At 71.0% G+C, this 15,127-nt stretch carries 11 protein-coding genes and 1 pseudogene; 8 read left to right on the top strand and 4 right to left on the bottom strand.

Translation table 11 applies throughout. From position 1 onward, the window contains the following. The first annotated feature begins 106 nt into the window (after window positions 1–106). Together L3078_RS20920 and L3078_RS20915 are read left to right on the top strand one after the other, a co-directional pair. Window positions 107–1,516, top strand: coding sequence for an NAD(P)/FAD-dependent oxidoreductase (locus L3078_RS20920; RefSeq protein ID WP_239755500.1), 1,410 nt, complete (start codon window positions 107–109; stop codon window positions 1,514–1,516). Window positions 1,517–1,704: 188 nt separating this feature from the next. Next, complete coding sequence (locus tag L3078_RS20915) at window positions 1,705–4,893, top strand: Tat pathway signal protein (protein ID WP_239755499.1); 3,189 nt, start codon at window positions 1,705–1,707, stop codon at window positions 4,891–4,893. Window positions 4,894–5,025: 132 nt separating this feature from the next. On the opposite strand, the pseudogene L3078_RS20910 reads toward L3078_RS20915, so the two are convergent. The 3 genes and pseudogenes from L3078_RS20910 to L3078_RS20900 form a co-directional block, all read right to left on the bottom strand. Beyond that, window positions 5,026–6,479: pseudogene (locus L3078_RS20910) on the bottom strand (MFS transporter). A 76-nt stretch (window positions 6,480–6,555) separates the two neighbouring features. Then, the gene (locus L3078_RS20905) at window positions 6,556–7,527 is read right to left on the bottom strand and encodes a zinc-binding dehydrogenase (protein WP_239755498.1); all 972 of its coding nucleotides are present in this window, start codon (window positions 7,525–7,527) and stop codon (window positions 6,556–6,558) included. A gap of 79 nt (window positions 7,528–7,606) precedes the next feature. Next, window positions 7,607–8,842: an FAD-dependent oxidoreductase gene (locus L3078_RS20900; RefSeq protein ID WP_239755497.1), complete on the bottom strand. Its 1,236-nt coding sequence runs from the start codon at window positions 8,840–8,842 to the stop codon at window positions 7,607–7,609. Window positions 8,843–9,061: 219 nt separating this feature from the next. Here L3078_RS20900 and L3078_RS20895 point away from each other — a divergent pair, with 219 nt between their 5' ends. Next, on the top strand, window positions 9,062–9,730 hold the full coding sequence (locus L3078_RS20895) for a pentapeptide repeat-containing protein (protein WP_239755496.1): 669 nt from the start codon (window positions 9,062–9,064) through the stop codon (window positions 9,728–9,730). Window positions 9,731–9,974: 244 nt separating this feature from the next. Here L3078_RS20895 and L3078_RS20890 read toward each other — a convergent pair whose 3' ends face one another. After that, on the bottom strand, window positions 9,975–10,475 hold the full coding sequence (locus L3078_RS20890; protein ID WP_239755495.1) for a hypothetical protein: 501 nt from the start codon (window positions 10,473–10,475) through the stop codon (window positions 9,975–9,977). 37 nt (window positions 10,476–10,512) lie between these two features. Here L3078_RS20890 and L3078_RS20885 point away from each other — a divergent pair, with 37 nt between their 5' ends. The 5 genes from L3078_RS20885 to L3078_RS20865 all read left to right on the top strand — a co-directional run bounded on the left by L3078_RS20885 (window position 10,513) and on the right by L3078_RS20865 (window position 15,097). Beyond that, window positions 10,513–11,961 carry a M1 family metallopeptidase gene (locus tag L3078_RS20885; protein ID WP_239755494.1) on the top strand — a complete coding sequence of 483 codons (1,449 nt, stop codon included), beginning with the start codon at window positions 10,513–10,515 and terminating at the stop codon, window positions 11,959–11,961. Between the two features lie 280 nt (window positions 11,962–12,241). Beyond that, window positions 12,242–12,868, top strand: a complete 627-nt coding sequence (locus L3078_RS20880) for a prephenate dehydratase domain-containing protein (RefSeq protein WP_239755493.1) — start codon at window positions 12,242–12,244, stop codon at window positions 12,866–12,868. Next, on the top strand, window positions 12,865–13,542 hold the full coding sequence (locus L3078_RS20875; RefSeq protein WP_239755492.1) for a cupin domain-containing protein: 678 nt from the start codon (window positions 12,865–12,867) through the stop codon (window positions 13,540–13,542). Before L3078_RS20880 ends, L3078_RS20875 begins: the two co-directional genes overlap by 4 nt. A gap of 20 nt (window positions 13,543–13,562) precedes the next feature. Continuing rightward, window positions 13,563–14,333 (top strand): SDR family oxidoreductase, encoded by a 771-nt coding sequence (locus tag L3078_RS20870; protein ID WP_239755490.1) that lies wholly within the window; start codon window positions 13,563–13,565, stop codon window positions 14,331–14,333. 14 nt (window positions 14,334–14,347) lie between these two features. After that, window positions 14,348–15,097 carry an SDR family NAD(P)-dependent oxidoreductase gene (locus L3078_RS20865; protein WP_239755488.1) on the top strand — a complete coding sequence of 250 codons (750 nt, stop codon included), beginning with the start codon at window positions 14,348–14,350 and terminating at the stop codon, window positions 15,095–15,097. Window positions 15,098–15,127 lie beyond the last annotated feature (30 nt).

Below are 15,127 nucleotides of genomic sequence, written 5' to 3'. Positions count from 1 at the left end.
CTACGCGCGGGCCCGCCCGGAGTCCCTTGGATTTCCGGGCTTCGGGGGCCCGTTCGCCACGGAATCCGTAGGAGACAGGGTGCCCGGCAGCGGCTAGCGTCCGGGCATGAGCAGCTCGGACGCGATCGCGGGCGCCGCCAACGGCGGGGTCTCCTTCTGGTACGCGCAGGCCGGTCTTCCCGTGCCGCGGGAGCCGCTGGGCGGGGACGCGGCTGTCGACGTGGTGGTCGTGGGGGGTGGGTACACCGGGCTGTGGACCGCCTACTACCTGAAGAAGGCCGACCCTTCGCTCCGGATCACGGTCCTGGAGCAGAAGTTCTGCGGGTACGGGGCCTCGGGGCGCAACGGCGGCTGGCTCTACAACGGGATCGCGGGGCGGGACCGGTACGCGCGTCTGCACGGCCGGGAGGCCGCAGTGCGGTTGCAGCGGGCCATGAACGAGACCGTCGACGAGGTCGTGCGGGTGGCCGGGGAGGAGGGTGTCGAGGCGGACATCCACCGGGGTGGTGTGCTCGAAGTGGCCTGCACACCGGCGCAGTTGGGGCGGCTCAAGGCCTTTCATGAGCATGAGGCGGCCTACGGGGAGGTCGACCGTGAGCTGTACGGGGCCCGGGAGACGGCCGAGCGGATCAGGGTCGCGGACGCGGTGGGGTCGACGTGGACGCCGCACGGGGCGCGGCTGAACCCGGTGAAGCTGGTGTCCGGGCTGGCGGCCGTCGTGGAGGGGCTGGGGGTGACCGTGCACGAGTTGACGCCGGTCACCGAGATCGGGGCGGGGCAGGCGGTCACGCCGTACGGGACCGTCCGGGCGCCCTATGTGCTGCGCTGCACCGAGGGGTTCACGGCGAACCTCAAGGGGCAGCGGCGGACGTGGCTGCCGATGAACTCGTCGATGATCGCCACCGAGCCGCTGACCGCCGAGCAGTGGGCGGCGATCGGCTGGGAGGGGCGCGAGACGCTCGGCGACATGGCGCACGCCTATATGTACGCCCAGCGCACGGCCGACGACCGGATCGCGCTGGGCGGTCGCGGGGTGCCGTACCGCTTCGGGTCGCGGACCGACAACGACGGGCGTACGCAGCCGGCGACGATCGAGGCGCTGTACGAGATCCTCGTGCGGTTCTTCCCGTCGCTGACCGGGGTGAAGGTCGACCATGCCTGGTCGGGGGTGCTGGGGGTGCCCCGCGACTGGTGCGCGACGGTCACGCTGGACCGGGCCACGGGGCTCGGCTGGGCGGGCGGTTACGTCGGGTCCGGGGTGGCCACCACCAACCTCGCCGCCCGCACCCTGCGCGACCTCGTCCTGCGCGACTCCGGGCAGGGCGGGGCCACCGAGCTGACCTCGCTGCCGTGGGTGAACCACCGGGTGCGCAAGTGGGAGCCGGAGCCGCTGCGTTGGGTGGGCGTGCAGGGGATGTACGCGACGTATCGCGTGGCGGATCGGCGCGAGGCGGCCTCGAACAGGGGGGAGTCGTCGCGGTTGGCGCGGTGGGCGGACCGGGTGGCGGGGCGGTAGCGACGGTCCGACCGGGTGTCGACGGCATGGCTCGATACGGGTGGTGCTCCGGGAAACCCATGAGTGGTGTGTCACACCTCTGTGCGAACATCGCCTCACTGACCGCCACTTGAGCCCGGTACCGGTACCGGAGCATTCGGCGGGCTCCGACCGTTCCGGGGGGAACCATGTTGACCACAAGCCTGCCCATGAGACGCGGACGCGGGCGGCCCGTGGTGCCGCTGCTCGTGCTGACCGTTCTGGTCTCGCTGCTCACCTCGCTGCTGACCCTGACCGGGGCGGGGACCGCCCGCGCCGACGACCCGGTGGAGTGCGCGCCGCTCGCGCTCGCGCCGTTCGGGGATCCGGGCGATTCCGTCGCCCGTGGCACGCTCGCCGGTGGGGCGAAGGCCTGCCACACGGTCACCGCGGAGCCGGGCCGCCACCAGGTGTCGCTCGCGGACCCTCACCAGGAAGCCTTCCTGGTCGTGCGCGGTGCCGACGGCACCGAGGCCGAGTGCACGGCCCCCAACTACGGTGTGCGCTGGTGCGACTTCCCGGCGGCCGGGGCCTACACCGTGGTGGTGGACAACTCGGGGGGCTTCGACGCCACCGACTACCAGGTCAGCGTGGTCCCGCTGGCCGGGTCCGAGGGCTGTGCCCCTGCCGTGGGCACCTCGTGGGACCTGCCCCCGGCGACGTTCAAGGTGGTCAGCCCGGTGCAGGTCGACTGCCTGCCGTTCCGGGGGGAACCGGGCGAACGCGTCAACGTGTACAGGGGCGAGGTCCGGCAGTGGATCACGGATGAGACCGGTGCGGACATCTGCGGGCGCGGCGAGGACGACGAGCACGGCTGCGTCCTGCCCGGCGACGGCCCGTACCGGGTGCTGGCGTACGGGTTCTCCGACAGTGGGCTGCCCGTCGACGAGCGGGTCCAGATCCGTCGGCTCTCCAAGGCCGAGGGCTGCCCCGTTCTGACGACCGGTGTGTACGGCACCCCGCCCGCGCCCGGCACGCTGCGTTGCCGCTCGCTGACCGTGCCCTCGGCGGGCCGGTTCCTGGTGAGTGCGCTGAACCCCGAGCAGAACGAGGCCCTGTGGTCGTACGTCTACGACGGCGAGGGCAAGAAGGTCTGCCAGGCGGGCGGTTGGTGCACCTTCGCCGTCGCCGGGCGCCACACCCTGGTGGTGGGCGACCCGAACCGGATCAGTGACCCCGAGTACGCCACCGCCTTCCTCGACCGCACCGGCACCGAGGGCTGTCGGTCCGTCGTATGGGGGCGCCACGAGGGCGAGTTCGGCGGTGTGGGCGAGTACGACTGCCTGCTGCTGCCCGGATCCGAGGGGGCGCGGTTCGCGGCGCTGACCAAGCTCGGCGGGCCGGGGCCCCGGCCGGCGGTCGAGGTCGTGGACGGTGAGGGTGTCACCCAGTGCACCGACGACGCGCTGAGCACAGGTACCTGTGAGCCGACGGGCACCGCGCCCTACCGGCTGCTCGTGCACGCGGACTCCGGCACGAGCGGGGCGTACGCGCTCGACCTCGTCCGCACCGACACCCCCGAGGGCTGTGCCGAGCTGCCGAGCGGGAGCTTCGCCGACGACGGCGCACGGGCCACGTTCGGCACCGGCGGCGGGGTCTTCTCGCGCTGTCTGAGCGTTCCGGCGGGCGAGCACACGGAGGGCGAGGTCTTCCAGCTGATCGCCACGTCCGGTGGTGTCGCCGCCCGGTTCTCCGTGGTCGACGCCGACGGCAAAAAGGTCTGCGACCGCAGCGCCGCCACCAACGGGTGGGTGCTGTGCGCGCTGACCCCCGGCAAGGCGCACACCGTGCTCGTCAGTGGCAGGGACCAGACGGCCACGTACACACTCGCACGGCGGGACGTCACGGAGTCCGCGGCCTCGGCCGGCTGCGTCACGAGCGCCGCGACCAAGGTGGGAGGGGCCTCCGTTCCGGGGACCCACGGGGCGCCGGGCACCTTGCGCTGCCACCGCGTCACCACGGGCGCCACCACGGATGTCGTGCACATCGATGCCCGGGACAGGCTGGGCACCGGCAACATCGCGGTGTTCGGTGGCGACGGTGGCATGGAGTGCTCGTTCCGCAACCGGGCCTGCGCGGTGAGCGGGTCCACCAGCCACCAGGTGCTCGTGCAGGTCCCGGCCCACCTCAAGACCGCGCCCGACTACCGTCTGGACGCTCTGCGCATCGCCACCGCCGACGGGCCGGCCGCCGAGTGCGAGAAGGTGCCCAGCGTGGCGTACGGGTACGGCCCGGTCACCGGCAGCCTCGACGAGTCGCGCACCGCGGTGTGCGCGGTGCTGCCCACCGCCGGCTTCGACACCTTCGGCACCGAGATCAGCGACACGACCGGTGCCACGACGACGGCGGTGCCCGCGCTCTACACCATGTCGTCGTGGTCCAACGGCTGTGTGAACTCCTCGGACGGCTATCGCTGCGGTGTGGACGGCTCGTTCGGCCAGAGCACCCCCAGCCTGTTCCTGCTGGGCCTGCCGGAGAAGGCGTCCACCACCTCCTACCGGGCGAGCCTGGTCTGCTCGCCCTCGCTGTGCGGGACGGAGGACGTGGGCGTCACCTCGGTCGGCCCGGACACCGGGGCGGCCGAGAGCAAGGTGACGCTCACGGTGACCGGCACGGCGCTGCCCGTGAACGCCGAGGTCCGGCTGTACCAGAGCGGCCGGAGCATCACGGCGAAGACGGAGTCGGTGTCCACGGACCACCGGACGTTGACGGCTGTCCTCGATCTGACCGGTGTGTCCCCGGGCACGTGGAGCGTCAGCGTGATCGCGCGCGGCTGGGAGTTCCAGCGGGGCACCTTCACGGTCACCCGGGCGCAGCTGAGGAACACCGCCGCGCCCAAGGTGTCCGGCACCGTCGCTGTCGGCGCCAAGGTGACGGCGACGCCCGGCAGTTGGTCCTCGGCGCCGTCGTCGTACACGTACCAGTGGAACGCGGACGGCAAGGCGATCAAGGGCGCCACGGGCTCGACGTACACGGTGCCGGCGGGGCTGCTGGGCAAGAGGCTGAGTGTGACGGTCGGCGCCGCCAGGCCCGGCTGGGACGGCGGGACGTCGACCTCGGCCCCGGTGACCGTCGCCAAGGGCGCCGCGCCCAAGGCGACCAAGGTGCCCGTGATCACCGGGACCGCGAAGGTCGGGAAGACGCTGAAGGCGGGCCAGGGGACCTGGAGTCCGGCCGCGACCTCGTACGGGTACCAGTGGTACGCGGGCGGCAAGATGATCAAGGGGGCGACCAAGGCGTCGTTGGTCCTGAAAGCGGCGCAGAAGGGCAAGAAGATCACGGTGAAGGTGGTCGCGCACCGCACGGGGCACAAGGACGGTTCGGCGGTGAGCAGGGCGACCAAGGCGGTCGTGAAGTGAGCTGAGCCGAGCCGAGTTCGAGCCACGTTGCGCCGAGTGCCGCGTCGGTGCTCTGCGCCCGGCGTCGTCGGTGCCCAGGTGGCCCCGCCCGAAAACGGGCGGGGCCACCTGTCGTCGTCGTGGGCCGTGGGCTCAGGCGGCGGTGTGGTTCGGGGGCTTTGCTGTGATCATCGTGGCGGCGATGGTGGAGGCGAGGAGGAGGATGCCTGCGGCCCACCAGAGTGCGGTGGTGTAGCCGTGGACGATGCTGTCGTGGACTGCGGTCGGGGTGTGGTCGTGGGTTGCGAGATAGGCGGCGCCGGTGCTGGTGGCGATGGTGTTCAGCAGGGCCGTGCCCAGTGAACCGCCCACCTGCTGGGCGGTGTTGAGCGTCGCGGAGGTGATGCCCGCGTCGTGCGGGGCGACCCCGGCGGTGGCGGTGGCGAAGACCGGCATGAAGGTCATGCCCATGCCCAGGCCCATCAGGATCAGCGCCGGGAGGATCCCGGTGACGTACGACGAGTCGACCGTGAGCCGGGTCAGGATCAGCATGCCGGTCGCGGCCAGCAGTGCGCCCGGGACCATCAGCCGCCGGGGCGGGACCCGCTGCATCAGCCGGGCCGAGATCTGGGTCGAGCCCGTGATGATCGCGGCGGTGAGGGGGAGGAAGGCCAGCCCCGTGCGCACGGGGGAGTAGGCGAGCACGACCTGGAGGTAGTAGGTCATGAACAGGAACATCCCGAACATGCCCACGGTCGCCAGGGAGATCGTCAGGAAGCAGCCCGCGCGGTCGCGGTCGCGGACGATGTGCAGCGGGAGCAGGGGGTGCCGTGCCGTCCGCTGCCGCAGGACGAAGCCGGTGAGCAGGGCGACGCCCGCCGCGATGAGGGCCAGGACGCGGGTGTCCGTCCAGCCGCGCGGTTCGGCCTCGCCGAAGCCGTGGACGAGGGCGACGAGGCCGGCGGAGCCGAGGAGGGCACCGGGTACGTCGAGGCGGGCGCCGGTGCGGTCCGGGCGGTCGCGGAGCAGGACGGTCGCGCCGACGAGGGCGACGGCGGCGATGGGCACGTTGACGTACAGGCACCAGCGCCAGTCCAGGTACTCGGTGAGCAGCCCGCCGGAGATCAGGCCGATCGCCGAACCACCGCCCGCGATGGCCCCGTAGACGCCGAACGCCTTTCCGCGTTCCGCCGGGTCCGCGAAGGTGGTGGTGAGGAGGCTCAGCGCGGAGGGGGCGAGGACGGCGGCGAAGACGCCCTGGAGGGCGCGGGCCGCGAACAGCGTTCCGGAGGTGTCGGCCGCGCCGCCGAGCGCCGAGGCCGCGGCGAAGCCGGCCAGTCCGACGACGAAGGCCCGCTTGCGTCCCATCAGGTCCGAGACGCGGCCGCCGAGCAGGAGGAGTCCGCCGAAGGCGAGGGTGTACGAGGTGATCACCCTCCCCCACTGCCTTAAGGGCGTGGGGGGACCCCCAGCCGGTTCCCGTCGGACATGCCGAGGTCCCGCTGCGCCGACGGCAGCGCGATGTTCACGATCGTCGCGTCCAGGATCACCATCAGCTGGGCGAGCGCGATGACGACGAGGGCCCACCAGCGGCGGGGGTCGGGCATGGCAAGGGCGTGGGGGTGTCCGGCGCGAGGGCGGTGGTCGGGGGCGTGTCCCGGTCGGGGCGGGTCGTGGGGGCGGTCACGGCTCCAGCACGACCTTGCCGGTCGTGCCGCGGTCTTCCAGGGCGCGGTGGGCTGCGGACGCCTCGGCGAGGGGGAAGCGGTGGACGGCCGGGGTGAGGCGGCCCGCGGCGGCTTCGGCGAGGGCGCGGAGTTCGAGGGTGCGGATGGGGTCGGGGCCGCCGGCCCGGCGGCGCATCTCCTCGCCGAGGACCGTCTCCGAGACGCCCTCCACGACATAGGGGCCGCCGTCCTTGATGCCGTCCGCCGACCAGCCGAAGACCAGGTGCCTGCCGCCGGGGGCGAGCAGGGCGACGGACTCACGCGCCGCCGCGCCGCCGACCCCGTCGAAGACGATCGTGGCCTTCCCCCGGTACGCCGCGACCTGTTCCGGCCAGGCCGGGTCGGTGTAGTCGACGGCGAGGTCGGCGCCGTTCGCCGCCACCCGGGCCGTCTTCACGGGGCCGCCGGCGAGGCCGATCACCGTGGCGCCCGCGTTCTTGGCGTACTGCACGAGGAGCGTGCCGAGGCCTCCGGCCGCGGCCGGGATCACGACCACGTCGTCCGGGCCGAGGTCGGCGAAGAGGAGGATCCCCATCGCCGTACGGCCCGTCCCGATCATCGCGACCGCCTGCGCGAAGTCGAGGTTCTCCGGGATCTCGTGCAGCCGTTCGACCTCGGTGACGGCCAGTTCGGCGTAGCCGCCGGGCACGAAGCCGAGGTGGGCCGTGACGCGTCGGCCGAGCCAGGTCTCCGCGACGCCCTCCCCGAGCGCCTCGACGACCCCGGCGACCTCGCGGCCGGGGACGGTGGGCAGTTCCGGCGTCGGTCCCGGCCCCGGAACGCCCTCGCGGAGTGCCGCGTCGAGCAGGTGTACGCCAGCCGCGGCGACGGCGATACGCACCTGGCCCGGACCAGGCTCGGGGTCCGCGACCTTCTCGTACGTCAGGTTCTCGGCCGGACCGAAGGCGTGCAGACGGATGGCGTGCATGGAGGGCCCCCTGGAGTCATGTCGTTCACGCGTGGTGCGTGTGCGCCTGGTTTCGCTTGGCGGACCCCAGCCTCCGACCTCAAGCATGCTTGAGGTCAAGGGTGTTCTTCGACCTCCTGCCGAGCGCAAGCGAGACGGCCGCCAGGGCGCTGTTGAACGACACCTCCGAGAGCACGCCCGGCGCCGCGACCTGGTCGCCAGCGAGGTACACGCCGTCGCCCCGGTCCACGGCCGGGCGGTCGCGCCAGCTGGTGCCGACCGGATCGACGGCGCCCGTACGGCCGTTGGCGGTCGCCTCGCGCCGCCAGGTGACGCGGTCCCGCCAGCCGGGGAAGCCGAGGTCGAGCAGGTGTTCGGCGCGGGTGATACCGGCCGCCCGTGACTCGTGCGGGCCGATCGGGAACTGGCCCTGGATCAACTGTTCGCCCGCCGGGGCCAGGGTGCGGTCCTGGGCCGTGAACCGCTCGATCCAGCCGGGCGTGTCCAGGTCGGAGACGGCGAAGGCGTCGCCGCGGCGGGTGCGTACGGCGAGGTCGAGGAGGGCGGTGCGGCCGCTCGGCCAGGTCAGCGAGTCGTCCTTGAGCAGGCGGCGGGCGGCGTCCAGGGAGGTGGCGACGATGACCGGGCCGGGGCCCGTGCGGGGTCCGGTGCCGGGGCCGGGGTTGGCGAGGGCGTCGAGGCTGTCGATTCGGCTGAGGGTCTCCATTCGGACGCCGAGGTTCCAGGCGCGGGCCGCCATACGGTCGATGACACTCGCCCAGCCGCCGCGCGGGTAGTGCGCCTCCGGCGGCAACTTCGTGGCCCGGCGCAGTCGTTCCTGGACGAACGCGGCGGACAGGGAGCCCGGGTCGTGGTGGAACAGCGCCACCGCCGCGTAGTTGGCCGCCGCGCGAGCGGCCTCCTCGCCGGCCTGCTCGGTCGCCCAGGTGAGGAAGTCGACGTCGACGGGCGCGGGGCGGCCCGTGCGGCGCGGGCGGAGGAGCTTGAGCATCGCGAACGGCGGGGTCCGCCGCAGGGCGCCCCTGTGGTGCAGGCGCAGTCGGGTGGTCTCCAGGGGCGGGAGGGGCGCGAGCGGTCCGATCAGGTCCCGTTGCGCCAGCCAGGTCCAGTGCGGGCCGCCGCTGTAGAGCGCGTGCGGTCCCTCGTTCGTGCGGTACGGCCCCTCCGCGGTGCGGGCCCGGCCGCCGAGTGTGTGGTGCGCCTCGTGGACGGTGACCCTCGCGCCCGCCTCGGCGGCGGTGATCGCCGCGGTGAGCCCGGCGAAGCCGCCGCCGATGACGGTGAGGTGGGTGGGGGGTCGTCGGGTGGGGTGCATGACTGGGCTCCCTCGGGTCGGTGTCCGACGGTCGGTGTGCGTCGGACGCTGTGCGTCGGACGGCGTCCGGCGGTCGGTTGCGCGGCTGCGCGGCTGCGTGGCTGTTCGCGGGTACGACGGATCCGGGGTGCCGGGATGTGACATCGGGCTGTGGGGCGGTGCTCGGGGGGCTTTACGCGGTTCAGGTGCGTTGTCAGTGGCGGGGTGCAGGATGGGGGGATGGTGAGGGCGAGGTCGGTGGTGAAGGCGGCGCGGCGGCCTGAGGTGCGGTTGCCGGTGCTGGAGGCGTACGCGGGCGGGGGGCTGGAGCCCGACGGGGACTATGACGGGCTGGAGTTCCGGGAGGAGGACTTCGTCGGGCAGGACGGTGGGGGTGCCCGGTTCATGGACTGCGCGCTGACGGGGTGCGCGCTGGACGAGACGCGGCTGCACCGGGCCCGGGTGCTCGACTCCGTCCTCACGGGGATACGGGGCGTCGGGACGGATCTGTCCGAGGCGACGTTGCGGGATGTCGAGCTGGTGGAGGCTCGGCTGGGTGGGGTGCAGTTGCACGGGGCCGTGCTGGAGCGGGTGCTCGTGCGTGGGGGGAAGATCGACTTCCTCAATCTGCGTGAGGCGCGGTTGAGGGATGTCGTGTTCGAGGACTGTGTGCTGGTCGAGCCGGACTTCGGGGGTGCGCGGCTGGAGAGGGTCGCGTTTGTGGGGTGTGCGGTGAAGGGGGCGGATCTGAGTGGGGTGAGGTTGGTGGATGTGGATCTGCGGGAGGCCGCGTCCGTGGAGATCGCTCGGGGGGTGGATCGGTTGTCGGGGGCGTTGATCAGTGCGGCGCAGTTGATGGATCTGGCGCCGGTGTTGGCGGGGGAGATGGGGATTCGGGTGGAGGGGTGAGGTTGGGGGTCGTCGGGTGGGGTTTTTCGCCCCCGCCGCCCCTACCCGTCCCATCCTCAAGGGGCTGCGCCCCTTTGACCCCCAAGCGTCCGTCCGGTGGGGGCTGGTCGCGCAGTTCCCCGCGCCCCTGAAAGGCCTACGGCCATTTCGGGGCGAAAAAGCAGGGGCGCAGCCCCGCTTTTTCAGGGGCGCGGGGAACTGCGCGAGACGCCCCACTCAGCCGCGGACTAACGCGGCGGCACCCTTACGGCAGCCTCGGGAAGCGGGACTGGAGGGTCCAGATCGCTGGGTTTTCGGCCAGGGGGTCGTGGAGGTCGCAAAGGTCGGCGATGACGTCGTGGAGGAAGTCGCGGGCCTCGCGGCGGAGCTCGGCGTGGGAGAACGTCAGCGGTGGTTCCTCGGCCGGCATCCAGTCCGCCTCGACGTCCACCCACCCGAAGCGGCGCTCGAACAGCATGCGGTCCGTGGACTCGGTGAAATCGAGTTCCGCGTACTGGGGCCGGGAGGCACGGGAGCCGGCCGGGTCCTGGTCGAGCTGCTCCACGATGTCGCACAGCGCCCACGCGAAGTCCAGCACAGGCACCCATCCCCAGGCTGTGGACAGTTCTCGGTCCGCCTTGGTGTCCGCGAGGTACACGTCACCGCAGAACAGGTCGTGCCGCAGCGTGTAGACGTCCGCGCGCCGGTAGTCCGTCTGCGGCGGATCGGGGAAGCGGTTGGAGAGGGCGTAGCCGATGTCGAGCACGTAGGCGATGGTGTCATGTCCTCATAGGATCGCCGACGTGTCCCGATCCGCACCGGTTGTCCCGGCCGCCGCCCTGCTCACCGTCGCGCTGGCCCTGACCCTCACCTCGTGCACCGACGGCGGCGGTGAGGCCGAGAGGGCCAAGGGCTCCGCCGGCCTCCGGGACCCGTACTTTCCCGGGCTCGGCAACGGCGGGTACGACGTCACCCACTACACCCTCACCCTCGACTACGGCCCCGAGGCCAAGGCCCGGCTGCGGGCCACCGCAGTCATCACCGCGCGGGCCACGCGGGACCTCAGCTCCTTCAACCTCGACCTCAAGGGAATGGACGTCGCGTCGGTCGCCGTCGACGGTGTGACGGCGCGCTGGAAGCGGGCCGGGCAGGAGCTGACCGTCACCCCTGAGCAGGGGCTCGACGACGGGGAGACGTTCCGTACGACCGTGCGCTACTCCGGCACCCCCGTGACGATCACCGATCCCGACGGCTCCCGCGAGGGCTGGCTGCCCACCGCCGACGGCGCCCTCGCGCTCGGCGAACCGGCGGGCTCGATGGCCTGGTTCCCCGGCAACCACCACCCCTCCGACAAGGCGGCCTACGACCTCACGGTCACCGTCCCCGAGGGCCTGCGAGCCGTCTCCAACGGGGAGTTGACGGGAGAGTCCACCCGCGACGGCCGTACGACCTTCTCCTGGCGCACCGCCGAACCCATGGCGAGCTATGTGGCCACGCTCGCGATCGGCGCGTTCGAGATCCGTCGCTCGACGGTCGGCGGCCGCAGCCCTCGGCTTCCCGTGTACGTCGCGGTCGATCCCTCCCAGGTCGAAGAGAGCCGGGCCGTGCTGGGGCGCATCCCCGAGGTCGTCCGGTGGGCGGAGGGGAACTTCGGGCCGTACCCCTTCTCCTCCACCGGGGCGATCGTCGACAGGCCGGGGGACTCGGCGTACGCGCTGGAGACCCAGAACCGGCCCGTCTTCCCCGGCGCCCCCGACCTCTCCCTCCTCGTCCATGAACTGGCCCACCAGTGGTACGGCGACTCCGTCACCCCGAAGAGCTGGCGGGACATGTGGCTCAACGAGGGGTTCGCGACGTACGCCGAGTGGTTGTGGGAGGAGGACCACGGGGGCGACAGCGCCCAGGAGGTCTTCGACGCGTTGTACGAGGGCGACCACTTCGCGGACGCCGCCTCGAACGAGGCCGTCTGGGACTTCCCGCCCGCGCGCCCGCCGAGTGCCGCCCGGATCTCCGACAGCCCGGTGTACGAACGCGGCGCCATGGTCCTGCACAAGGTCCGCGAGGCCGTCGGCGACGACGCCTTCTTCGAGCTGATCCGGGGCTGGGCGGCCGCGCACCGCCACGGCAACGCGGACACGGCCGACTTCACGGCGTATGCGGAGAAGTTCGCGGAGGAGGCGGCGCCGGGCGCGGATCTGACGCCGGTCTGGGACGACTGGCTGTACGGGGACGGAAAGCCTCCGCTGGCTTGATCCCACCGCTGCGACCGTCCGCCGGCTTTCGCGTGGTCCGATTCCGCCGAGGTCAGGCGGGACGGCGGTGAGAGCGGGGTGATTCCGTCCGTTTCGATGTCTTCTATTCGTGGCGGAATTACTTCACTCGCGATGTGTGGGAGCAGGCCGAAAATCGATGGCGTGATCGGTGGCGTGACCGATGGGGCAACTTGTTGTTGCGTGCACGGAATCTGGTGGAAACAATTTTTCGTGAGGCTTGCGTGTGCTCTCCTGTGCTGTCTCTTGGTGAGGGTGAGGTATGGAGACGCTCCGTATATCCGGTGACGAGAAACGTGCGCTGATAGCGCTCATGGGGGACGGATCGCAACGTTCCTTGAGGCTCGGCACCTTGGGCCCCGAGGGGACCAGCAGTGAGTACGTGGCCCGGCTGATGACACGATTACTCGGTGACCGAGGGCGCTTCGGAATAGTTCTTGAAGAGACCTTCGAGCACTGTATGGACGCGCTCACCGAGGGGCGTTTAGATCTCGCGCTGGTGCCGCACGCCTACGCCGGTATCAACGCCTTCTACATGAATCCGCTGCTGGAGCCGTCGATCGTGTTCCGAGGGAGTACACCGGAATACGGATTGGCCGCGCGGTCCGACTTCGCCTTTCGCGAGGAACTGCTCTTCACCGACACCGTGGTGACCCATCCGGCCCCCATTCCGCTGCTGGAGTACTACTTCGACCGGCCCGTGAAGCTGGTCACGACGACCTCCACGAGCCAGGCGGCCGGCCAGGTGGCCGACGGCCTCTACAACATCGCCATCACCAATGAACAGGCGGCGAGACAGCACAATCTCAAGTTCGTCTACCGGTTCTCACCGATCCCCATGACGTGGACCGTCTTCTCGAAAAGACTCGAAAAGGAAGGACCGCGATGACCACGCACGTGTATGAGCGCCCCTATTTCCCCGACTCCGCCGTGGTGTTGCACGACAACGGGATCCGGATGGAGTCCTACCGGCGTGGCGACACGGAGGTCCTGGTGTCGTACCTCCCGCCCGGTGCCGTCGTGGCACCGCACTCCCACAGGGAGGCGCAGGTGGGGATGGTCGTCCGGGGTGAACTCTCCATGACGGTCGGCGGGGTGACCCGGCTGATGCGGGCCGAGAAGGACGTGTACATCGCTCCGTCCCATGTCGAGCACTCCGCGGTGAACCCGACGTCGGAGGAGACCGTCGCGCTCGATATCAAACGCTACAAACCGGGTGAGAAGTACACCGCGCCGAGCGAGTACTTCCTCGGCCCGATCGAGTCACGCAAGTTCGTCGGAATGGACGTCACGTTCTTTCTGGAGGACTGGATCGAGTTGATGATCGCCGACATTCCGGGCGGCGGCGAGATGCCGTACCACAAGCACTCCCACGAACAGATCGGGATCTGCCTGGAAGGCCGTTACGACATGACGGTGGAGGAGACGACCCACGAACTCGTCTTCGGTGCCACCTACTTCTGCGAGAGTCAGGAGGGGCATGGTGCCGCGAATCCGCACGAGAGTGTGGCGCGCTCCCTGAACATCTTCATTCCGCCCCGGTATCACCGGGTCCCCAAGTAGACGGACGGCAGAGGAGATCGGTGGCGCGCGTAGCGATCGTGCTGGGGGCCGGCAGCGGTATCGGACGGGCGACCGCGCTGCGGCTGTTGTCCGGGGGCTGTGCGACGGTCCTCACCGCCCGCGGCCGGGACGCGCTGGAGAAGGTGGCGCGGGAATCCGGCGTCGAACGGAACACCTATGTCGTTCCGGGTGACATCACCTCGCCGGAATTCCGTGCCGAACTCGTGGCGAAGGTGGAACGACGATTCGGCCGGATCGATGTCCTGGTCAACAACGGGCCCGGGCCGGCGCCCGGCCCGTTCGACGGGGTGCGGGTGAACGACGACGTATGTGCCGCGATGCATCAGAAACTCGTGCCGTATCTGGATCTCATCGGATCCGTCGCGCCCGTGATGACGAGAAACGAATTCGGCAGGATCATCAACGTCGTCGGAAACATCGGCAGGGAACCCCTGCCGGGCATGTTCCTCTCCGGTCTGGTCAACGCGGCCATGGCGAACGCCGCGAAATATCTGGCGAACCAGTACGCCGCGCACAACGTCACGGTGAACTGCGTGCACCCCGGCACCATCCGGACCCCGCGCTACGACCAGGCCGTCCGGCACTTGAGCCGGGACGAGGGTGTTCCGGAGCCCGAGGTCGAGGACCGTCTCGTACGGGCGGTCCCCATGAACCGGCCGGGGCAGGCCGACGAGGTCGCCGCCCTCATCGGATTCCTGGCCTCCGACGAGGCGTCCTACATCACCGGCCAGCAGATCTCGGCCGACGGCGGCCAGTTGAAGAGTGTGTGAGGAGGGACCGAGTCTTGTTCGAGGACAAAGTCGTCGTGGTCACCGGTGCCGCGTCGGGGATCGGGAAGCGGACGGCGGTCGAGTTCGCCCGGCAGGGCGCCACGGTCGTCGTGGCGGACGTCGACGGGACGAACGGACCCGAGGTCGTCGCCAAGCTGACCAGCGACGGGCACCGGGCGGTCTTCGTCCGGGCGGACCTGACCGCCGAGGCGGACTGCGAGCACCTGATCGCCGTCGCCGCGGAGCGGACCGGCCGGGTGGACGTCCTGGTCAACAACGTCGGCATCGAGATATCCACCCCGATCCACGAGATGCCGGTGTCCGAGTGGGACCGGCTGTTCGACACCAATCTGAAGAGCATGTTCCTGTGCTCCAAGTACGCGCTGCGCCCGATGATGGCGGCGGAGAGCGGGGCGATCGTGAACGTCTGCTCGGTCAGCGGGCTGGTGGCCTGGCCCGGTATCGCCGCGTACAACACCACCAAGGGCGGTGTCCTGATGCTGACGAAGTCCCTGGCCGTCGAGTACGCGCGCCACGGCATCCGGGCCAACTGTGTCTGCCCCAGCATCATCGACACCCCCATGACGGACGCGTCCATCGGTCACGACGCCACCGTCAAGGAGGAGAAGGCGAAGCTGAATCCGGTCGGCCGTCTGGGCACGCCCGAGGACGTCGCGAACGCGATCCTCTTCCTCGCCTCGGACCGGTCGTCCTTCATCACCGGCGCCGCGCTCACCGTGGACGGCGGCTACACGGCCGTCTGAGCGGGCAGCGGAAAGCGGCGCGGAGAAGCG

Origin of the sequence: Streptomyces deccanensis, assembly GCF_022385335.1 — a bacterium.
In the GTDB taxonomy this organism is placed as follows: domain Bacteria; phylum Actinomycetota; class Actinomycetes; order Streptomycetales; family Streptomycetaceae; genus Streptomyces; species Streptomyces deccanensis.
This window is presented reverse-complemented; position numbering and strand designations above follow the sequence as displayed.

Excerpts from the sequence above, each read along its gene's own strand:
- L3078_RS20895 (WP_239755496.1), top strand. The coding sequence starts at position 9,062 with ATGGTGAGGGCGAGGTCGGTGGTGAAGGCGGCGCGGCGGCCTGAGGTG.
- L3078_RS20880 (WP_239755493.1), top strand. The coding sequence starts at position 12,242 with ATGGAGACGCTCCGTATATCCGGTGACGAGAAACGTGCGCTGATAGCG.
- L3078_RS20900 (WP_239755497.1), bottom strand. The coding sequence starts at position 8,842 with ATGCACCCCACCCGACGACCCCCCACCCACCTCACCGTCATCGGCGGC.
- L3078_RS20915 (WP_239755499.1), top strand. The coding sequence starts at position 1,705 with ATGAGACGCGGACGCGGGCGGCCCGTGGTGCCGCTGCTCGTGCTGACC.
- L3078_RS20920 (WP_239755500.1), top strand. The coding sequence starts at position 107 with ATGAGCAGCTCGGACGCGATCGCGGGCGCCGCCAACGGCGGGGTCTCC.
- L3078_RS20905 (WP_239755498.1), bottom strand. The coding sequence starts at position 7,527 with ATGCACGCCATCCGTCTGCACGCCTTCGGTCCGGCCGAGAACCTGACG.
- L3078_RS20875 (WP_239755492.1), top strand. The coding sequence starts at position 12,865 with ATGACCACGCACGTGTATGAGCGCCCCTATTTCCCCGACTCCGCCGTG.